This window comes from Mesorhizobium sp. M4B.F.Ca.ET.089.01.1.1, from assembly GCF_004022605.1.
Lineage (GTDB): Bacteria > Pseudomonadota > Alphaproteobacteria > Rhizobiales > Rhizobiaceae > Mesorhizobium > Mesorhizobium abyssinicae.
In genome coordinates, this window is record NZ_RZOS01000288.1 from 1 (window position 1) to 7,428 (window position 7,428).

A 7,428-nucleotide genomic window follows, 5' to 3' on the forward strand; every position below is an offset into this window, starting at 1 on the left:
GCATCCGATCCAGGGCTGGACGCCGGACTTCATCCCGAATGTGCTGCAGGAAGCGATCGACAAGCGCTTCTATGACCAGGTGGTGCCGATCCCCGGTCCGGAAGGCATCAAATGGGCGAAGGCGCTGGCGCAGCAGGAGGGCATCTTCACCGGCATTTCCGGAGGCGCCACCTTTGCCGTGGCGCGCCAGATCGCGGGCACGGCTCCCGCCGGCTCGGTGATCCTGTGCATGCTGCCCGACACCGGCGAGCGCTATATGTCGACGCCGCTGTTCGATGGCATCGAGACCGAGATGGACGCCGAGGAGATGGCGCTCTCGCGTTCGACGCCAAGCTGCCAGTTCGACGCCTGACGACAGACCCGTGGCGCCGCCGCCCTCGATGGCGGCGCCACAAGATGTGAGAGAGGGGCAAATGGACAGTTTGGGCGAAGCGTCAACAAGCATGGCCGCGGACGAGACTCTCGATCCGCCGGACTGGGCCGATGTGAAGGCCCTTTCGCACCGCATCATGGACGATGCCGTGGGCTATCTGCGTGATGTCCGCGAGCGCCCGGTATGGCAGGAGATGCCGGCCGAGGTGCGGACCTTCTTCACGGCGCCCTTGCCGCGCACGCCATCGCCGCTTGCCGACGTCTATGGCGATGTCGCCCGCAACGTCATGGCCTATCCGATGGGCAACATCCATCCGCGGTTCTGGGCCTGGTACATGGGGTCCAGCAACTTCGCCGGCGCGCTCGGCGATTTCCTGGCGGCGATCCAGGGTTCCAATCTCGGCGGCGGCAACCATGCCGCCGGGCTGATGGACAGCCAGGTGGTCGACTGGTGCAAGGAGATGGTGGGCTTTCCGGCCTCGGCCAGCGGCACGCTGGTCAGCGGCGGCTCGATGGCCAACATCATCGGGCTCACCGTGGCGCGCAACATCAAGGCCGGTGTCGACGTGCGCGAGCATGGCGTTGCCGCCATTCCGATGCCGCTGCGCTTCTACGCCTCGGACCAGGTCCATTCCTGCCATCGCAAGGCGATGGAAGCGCTCGGCCTCGGCAATCGCGCGCTGCGCCGCATCCCGACGGATGCCGGGCTGCGCATCGATCTCGCGGCGCTGCGTGCGGCGATATCCGAGGATCGCGCCGCCGGCTTCAAGCCGGCCTGCGTCATCGGCACGGCCGGCACCGTCAACACCGGCGCGATCGACGATCTGCATGCGTTGGCGGTGCTGGCGGCGGAAGAGGACCTCTGGTTCCATGTCGATGGCTGCATCGGCGCTTTGATCGCGATCGCGCCGGGGAACGCATCGCTGGTCGCCGGGATCGAGCAGGCGCATTCGATCGCGCTCGATCCGCACAAATGGCTGCATGCGCCATTCGAGGCCGGTTGCGCGCTGGTTCGCGATGCCGTGGCGCACCGCGGCACTTTCGCTGTCACGCCGGAATATCTGGAATCGGCGCCGCGCGGCCTCGCCTCCGGGCAATGGCTGCATGATTACGGCCTGCAGACGTCACGCGGCTTTCGCGCGCTCAAGGTGTGGATGGCGCTGAAGGAGCATGGCGTCGAGAAGTTCGGCCGCCTGATCGACCAGAACATCGCCCAAGGCCGCTATCTGGTCGGCCTCATCGCGGCCGAGCCGGCGCTCGAACTGACGGCGCCTGTCACCATAAACATCGTCTGTTTCCGCCATCGGGGAGGCGGCCTGTCCGGCGAGCGGCTGAAGGTGCTCAACACCGAGATCATGCTGCGGCTGCAGGAAGAGGGCATCGCCGCCCTCTCCGACACTACGGTGCATGGGCAGCACTGCCTGAGAGTGGCGATCACCAACCACCGGACGCGACGCGAGGACCTCGAACTGCTGGTCGCGGAAACCTTGCGTATCGGCGCGGAACTTGCGGCGCGGATGTCGCCGGCGGGAGAGCAAACATGCCCTTGATGGACTATGTGGAAGAAGGCTCGGGGCCGCCGGTGTTGTTCGTTCCGGGGTCGTTCAGCACCTATGCGGCCTGGCGGCCGATGCAGAAATGGCTTGCGCCCGGCTATCGCATGATCGGCACCAGCCTCTGCGGCTACGGGGCGACGGCGGAGACCCGCAGGCGCGATGATTTCGGCATGCGGCACGAGCTTCGCATCATCGAGCATGCGGCACGCCGCGCCGGCGAACCCGTGCATCTGGTCGGGCATTCCTTCGGCGGTACGGTCGCCCTTGCCGCTGCCCTGGCAAACTCCGTCGAGGTGGCGAGCCTGTCGCTGTTCGAGGCAAATCCGCTGGCCCTGCTTGCTCGGCCGCCGAGGCGGAATATCCATCAAGAAGTTCTGGAACTCAGCCGCGAATTTAGCGCCGCCGTCGATGCCGGCGAAGCCGATGCGGCGGCCATGATCATCGACTTCTGGGGCCGTCCGGGAACATTTGCGGCGATGCCCGAGGCCGTCCGCGACTATTGCCGCAAGACTGCGGCGACCAATGCGATCGACTGGCTGACGGACTTCGGGTTCGACGCCGCGGTCGAGGATTACCGCCGCCTGGACATTCCGGTTCTCCTCGTCAGGGGCGAACTCGCCAATCCGGCGATGGTGGCCATGACCGACGTGCTGGCACGGGCTTTGCCGAATGCGCGTCGCGCGGTCGTCGACGGCGCCGGCCACTTCCTCATTGCGACCCATGCGCAAAAATGCGCCGCGCTGCTCGCCCAATTCCTAGCGCGGGTGGCGCTGCCGGAGCCCGCGATGCAGGGCTAGCCTTGGCCGGTAACCAGCGGCGCGCCGGGCAGATAAAGCATGATCGGCCGGATTTCGTAGACCGCGCTCGGATTGACGCGCTTGAGGTCGCGCGCCGTGGCAATCGCCTCGTCCTGGTCGGCGCAGTCGAGAACATAGAGGCCCAGCAACTGTTCCTTGGTCTCGGCAAAGGGTCCGTCGATCACCATGCCGTCGCCCGGGCCGCGCAGCGTGACGGCTTTCGCCGTCTCGCCCAGCCTCGCCGCCGGCCCAAGCTTGCCTGCGCGGGTCAGCCTGTCGTTGATCTCGAGCAGGTCGACCATCAGCGCGGCATCCTCCTCGGGCGTCCAGGACTGGACGGTTTGTTCGACGTGGTAGGCCAGGATGGCGTAGAACATGGGTGCGATTTTCCTCAAGCCGGAGCGGGCCGCACTATCCCAAGGATGGCATGGCTGATCCAGTCCTCATGGCAAGCGGCCCGCCGCCTCCTGACTCAAGCTGCCAGCGGCAGGCGCAGTTCCGTCAGCAGGCCGCCGCCGGGGTTGTTGGAGAGGCTGATTTCGCCGCCGGCGGCGCGCGCGACGTTGCGGGCAATGGTCAGGCCAAGGCCAAGGCCGCCGGTCTGGCGGTTGCGCGACTGCTCGATGCGGACGAACGAGCCGAACACCGCGTCGAGCTGGGCCTGGGGGATGCCCGGACCTTCGTCGCGGATGGCCAGCGTGACCGTGTGTTCTGATCGCTCCAGGCTGAGATGCGCCTTCTTGCCATAGGTCACGGCGTTTTGGACAAGGTTGGTGACGCAGCGTTTCAGCGCCACCGGCCGGGCGATGCAGATCAGGCCGCGCGGCCGGGTGCCGTCATGGTCGAACGAAACCTCCTCGAAACCGTCGGCGATCGATTCCACCAGCGACCAGAAATCGATGCGTTCGGCCTTTTCCTCGGTCACCTCGAACTTGGCGAAGTCGATGACGGAGCTGGCGATGCTCTCGATGTCGGCGAGGTCATGGGCGAGCGCTTCGCGCGCCGGCGATTTGCGCAGCAACTCCAGGCGCAGCCGCATCCTGGTCAGCGGCGTGCGCAGATCGTGGGCAAGGGCCGCCGCAAGGTGCTCTCGGTCCTCGACATAGGCGCGCAGCCTGACCTGCATGGCATTGACCGCCTTGGCGGCGGCGCGGATCTCGCGGCTGCCGGTCTCGGCGATCGGCGGGAACTTCAGGTCGTTGCCGATCCGGTTCACGGCGGTTTCCATCATCCGGTAGGGCGCGGTCAGCCTGCGCAACGACCAGATCGACATCACCACCACCAGCCCGGCGATCAGCGAATAAAGTGGCAGGCTGTCGAAACTCAGGATCGGCCCCACCGGGGTGATCGGCTCGGTGAAGTTCAGCCATTGGCCATCGGCAAAGCGCAGCGAGGCCGTCAGCTTGTCGCTCTGGGCGAAATCCGCCGCCAGCACCAGGAGGTCGCGCTCGACCTGGCCGACATCCTTGTTGGGAATGACGCCGCCGGGAGCATCGGCCTCCTGCGTTGCCGGATCGCGCCGCACGCGCGCGTCGGTGATGCCGAATTTCGACAGGCGGCCAACGAGAATGTCCTCCAGTTCGGCAAGCTCGTCGTCGCCGGCAATCGAGGAGGAGACGGCGGGCGTATCGGAAACGGTCAGCGCATAGGTGGCGTTGAACAGGCCTGACGCCGTCGCCTTGCGCTCCTCCGGCGTCGCATCATGCATCAGCTGCACCAGCGAGAAGGCGCGGTCGTTCAGCCGGTAGAGATCGACCACGTCGTTGGCGGCGGCGCGGTCGCGCGAGACGATGTAGAGCGTCGCGACCTGGCTGATCAGCAGGCCGGCAATGACGATGAGCAGCACCCAGACGGGCAGGGTCTGCGGCAGGAAGCGTCTCATTCGGTGGTCGTCTCGGGCAGGAACTGGTAGCCGCCGCTGCGCACGGTGAGGATCAGTTTCGGCGTCTTGGGGTCGTCCTCCATCTTGCGCCGCAGCCGGCTGACCAGGATGTCGACGCTGCGGTCGAAACTGTAGCCGGTGTCGCCGCCGGACAGCTCGATGAGCTGGTCGCGGGTCAGCACACGCTGGGCGCTTTTGACGAAGGTCTGCAGGAGGTTGAATTCGGCCATGGTCAGCTCGACCCTGACATCGCCGGGCGCCGTCAGCCGGCGGCGCGAGCAGTCCATCGTCCAGCCGGCGAAATGGTAGATCTGCTTGGCGGCCGGCCGGCGCGGCTCGGCGGCGCCGTTGCGTCTCAGCACAGCGCGGATGCGGGCCAGCAGCTCGCGCGGGTCGAAGGGTTTGGGCACGTAGTCGTCGGCGCCCATCTCGAGGCCGACGACCCGGTCGGTGGTCTCGGTGACGGCCGTCAGCATGATGATCGGCGTGGTGTAGTTGGCGCGGAGCTCGCGGCAGAGCTCCAGCCCGCTCTTTCCCGGCAGCATCACGTCAAGCACGATGAGGTCGACCTGCGCGCGGCGCAGGATCGCCTCCATCTCGGTGCCGTCGGCGGCAACCGTGGTGCGCAGCCCGCGCTTCTGGAAGAACTCCTGAAGCAGGTCGCGTATGCCCTTGTCGTCGTCGACGATCAGTATGTGTGCGTCGGATTTCACGGGAACCCTGTCATTCTGGTGGCCTGTGGTCGTTCTGTTCTCACCCACACGATAGAATTCCGGCCATATCTTGGCCAGTGGCGACGATGCTTCGCGAGGCTGGATTCACCAGAAACAATCCAGAAACAAAATTCTACAGTCGGGAAAAACTCCTGAAAAATTTCAAGGGCATAACTGGTGTCGTGGCGGTCAGGTCATCGGCTGCGACGCTAGTCTCCGGAGTAACGGACAAGACCAATGCAGAGGTTCACGATCAGCTTGATGGGTGCGTTGCTCAGCATTTCGCTCGTCACGGCAGCGGTCGCGGCCTCCAACGCAAAGGTGACGCCGACCACCCGGGCCGAGCGCTGCAGCGATCTCAACCGCCAGGTTGACGAAGCCCTCGAAACCCATGCCGCGGCAACGCAGGTCACCGCGGCGAAGGCACTTCAGAGAAAGGGAAACCGGTTCTGCGCCAACAAGAAGCAGGCACAGGGAATCCGGATGCTCGCGAACGCTTTGAAGCTGCTTGGAGTGACACCGATCGACCCGGTTCAGTGACGCTCAAACCCCGACCCGCACAAGAAAAGGAAATGAAGCCATGAAAAAGTCCCTCCTCTCCGCCCTCGGCCTCGGCATTGCTCTCGCCTTCTCGATGCCGGCTCTCGGCAATGCGGCCGCGACCACGACCGCTGCTCCGGCTGCTTCGACGACGACCGCTCCGGCGACCGCCGCGCCGGCCAAGGCTGCTCCGAAGAAGGTTGCCGCCAAGAAGGTCTGCAAGGTGACCAAGACGCACAAGTGCCCGGTCAAGAAGGCCAAGAAGGCTCCGGCGAAGAAGTCCTGATCCGCAAGCCTGTTCTTGCAATCGAGGCCGCTTCAGCCGCACATCGGCTGGGGCGGCCTTGGCTCGACTGGTGCCGACCTCCGAACTGAGGCGCCAACCGGGTCACGCTGAAACCGGTCCCACGGCCGGCGATCCTTAACCCGGTCGCAATGCCGATCCTGTAGGACAATCCGCATGAAGAAGCGGTTTTCGTCCCTTATGCGTTCGATGGCGCTTGGCGGCCTGGTCGTCACAGGTCTGGCCAAGATGCTGATCCTTTTGACCGCCAGTCCCGTGCCTGACCCTGCCAGCGGACGGACCGAGCCTTCGCTGTTCGCGCCCAGGATCTCAACCAACTGGGACTACATCACCCCGCTGCAGACCTGGCTGCTGATCGTGCTGATGGCCACGACCCTGATCGCCTTCGCGGCCTGGGCGCTCACGGCCTTGATGGAACGCAGGGCGGACGGGCCGCCCATCGACCGCATCGCCGGCCGCCACGGCCGTTGAACGGCAGACGATAGATCCCACATAGATTCGTGAACGGCCGCGCCGTCGGCGGAAATGGACGGTCGCGGTCGCGCATGACAAAATGTGAGCCTTCCTTGCCGTCGCCGGGTTCCGATGCCTGAAACCGTCACCAAGCCACGCACCAGGACGAAGCCGCAGACCGAGCGGCCGAAACTTTACAAGGTCATCCTGATCAACGACGACTTCACGCCGCGCGAATTCGTGGTGACCGTTCTGAAGGCCGAGTTCAGGCTGAGCGAGGACCAGGCGCAGCGGGTGATGATCACCGCGCACCGGCGCGGCGTCTGCGTCGTCGCCGTCTTCACCAAGGATATCGCGGAAACCAAGGCGACGCGGGCGACGGACGCCGGCAAGGCCAAGGGTTATCCGCTGCTGTTCACCACGGAACCGGAGGAGTAGGGTCGCGACAGCCTTTTTCTCCCCGTCACTATACGGGGAGAAATGTCCGGCAGGACAATGAGGGGCGGCGCTGGCGCTAGAAGAGTTTCCCCTGGATAATCCGTGACGATCGCCAATCACTTCAGTTGGCGCCGCCCCTCATCCGCCCTTCGGGCACCTTCTCCCCGTGAACGGGGCGAAGGGAAGGAGGCGCTACCGGCCTTCGCGGTACCACATCGAGCCCATTGCCAGAAGCAGCAGGCCGAGGCCGAGGAAGCCGCCGAACAGCGGCACGCGCGAGACGGCCTTGAGCAGGCTGTCGTCGGTTGTGCGCAGGCCGATCCAGTCGGCGCCGGATGCCACACCGGAAGAGCGGACCGGAACGATCGAAGGC

General features: G+C 65.5%; 11 protein-coding genes. 7 read left to right on the forward strand and 4 right to left on the reverse strand.

What is annotated here, in order from left to right; all coding sequences use genetic code 11:
* From EN780_RS22950 to EN780_RS22960, 3 genes are all read left to right on the forward strand, one after another.
* The coding region (locus tag EN780_RS22950; RefSeq protein WP_128275399.1) for a pyridoxal-phosphate dependent enzyme at window positions 1–352 on the forward strand (352 nt) is incomplete at its 5' end.
* 61 nt (window positions 353–413) lie between these two features.
* Window positions 414–1,922 carry an aspartate aminotransferase family protein gene (locus EN780_RS22955; RefSeq protein WP_128275400.1) on the forward strand — a complete coding sequence of 503 codons (1,509 nt, stop codon included), beginning with the start codon at window positions 414–416 and terminating at the stop codon, window positions 1,920–1,922.
* Window positions 1,913–2,725, forward strand: coding sequence for an alpha/beta hydrolase (locus EN780_RS22960; protein ID WP_128275401.1), 813 nt, complete (start codon window positions 1,913–1,915; stop codon window positions 2,723–2,725). Before EN780_RS22955 ends, EN780_RS22960 begins: the two co-directional genes overlap by 10 nt.
* On the opposite strand, the gene EN780_RS22965 is transcribed toward EN780_RS22960, so the two are convergent.
* From EN780_RS22965 to EN780_RS22975, 3 genes are all read right to left on the reverse strand, one after another.
* Entirely contained in the window at window positions 2,722–3,102 is a 381-nt protein-coding gene (locus EN780_RS22965; RefSeq protein WP_128275402.1) for a YciI family protein, read from the reverse strand. The genes EN780_RS22960 and EN780_RS22965 overlap by 4 nt on opposite strands.
* 95 nt (window positions 3,103–3,197) lie before the next feature.
* A complete protein-coding gene (locus EN780_RS22970; RefSeq protein ID WP_128275403.1) occupies window positions 3,198–4,607 on the reverse strand; it encodes an ATP-binding protein in 1,410 nt (469 codons plus the stop codon).
* Window positions 4,604–5,320, reverse strand: a complete 717-nt coding sequence (locus EN780_RS22975) for a response regulator transcription factor (protein ID WP_128275404.1) — start codon at window positions 5,318–5,320, stop codon at window positions 4,604–4,606. The genes EN780_RS22970 and EN780_RS22975 overlap by 4 nt, the downstream gene beginning before the upstream one ends.
* Window positions 5,321–5,557: 237 nt before the next feature.
* Between EN780_RS22975 and EN780_RS22980 the strand changes: the two genes are divergently transcribed.
* The 4 genes from EN780_RS22980 (at window position 5,558) to clpS (ending at window position 7,055) form a co-directional block, all read left to right on the forward strand.
* Window positions 5,558–5,860 carry a hypothetical protein gene (locus EN780_RS22980; RefSeq protein ID WP_128275405.1) on the forward strand — a complete coding sequence of 101 codons (303 nt, stop codon included), beginning with the start codon at window positions 5,558–5,560 and terminating at the stop codon, window positions 5,858–5,860.
* 40 nt (window positions 5,861–5,900) lie between these two features.
* Window positions 5,901–6,146: a hypothetical protein gene (locus EN780_RS22985; RefSeq protein ID WP_127285667.1), complete on the forward strand. Its 246-nt coding sequence runs from the start codon at window positions 5,901–5,903 to the stop codon at window positions 6,144–6,146.
* A gap of 174 nt (window positions 6,147–6,320) precedes the next feature.
* Window positions 6,321–6,635: a hypothetical protein gene (locus EN780_RS22990; RefSeq protein ID WP_127393695.1), complete on the forward strand. Its 315-nt coding sequence runs from the start codon at window positions 6,321–6,323 to the stop codon at window positions 6,633–6,635.
* A gap of 114 nt (window positions 6,636–6,749) precedes the next feature.
* Window positions 6,750–7,055: an ATP-dependent Clp protease adapter ClpS gene (gene clpS, locus EN780_RS22995; RefSeq protein ID WP_127285669.1), complete on the forward strand. Its 306-nt coding sequence runs from the start codon at window positions 6,750–6,752 to the stop codon at window positions 7,053–7,055.
* 192 nt (window positions 7,056–7,247) lie between these two features.
* Here clpS and EN780_RS23000 read toward each other — a convergent pair.
* Window positions 7,248–7,428, reverse strand: a 181-nt coding sequence (locus EN780_RS23000; RefSeq protein ID WP_133372682.1) for a hypothetical protein, incomplete at its 5' end; no start/stop codon positions are given.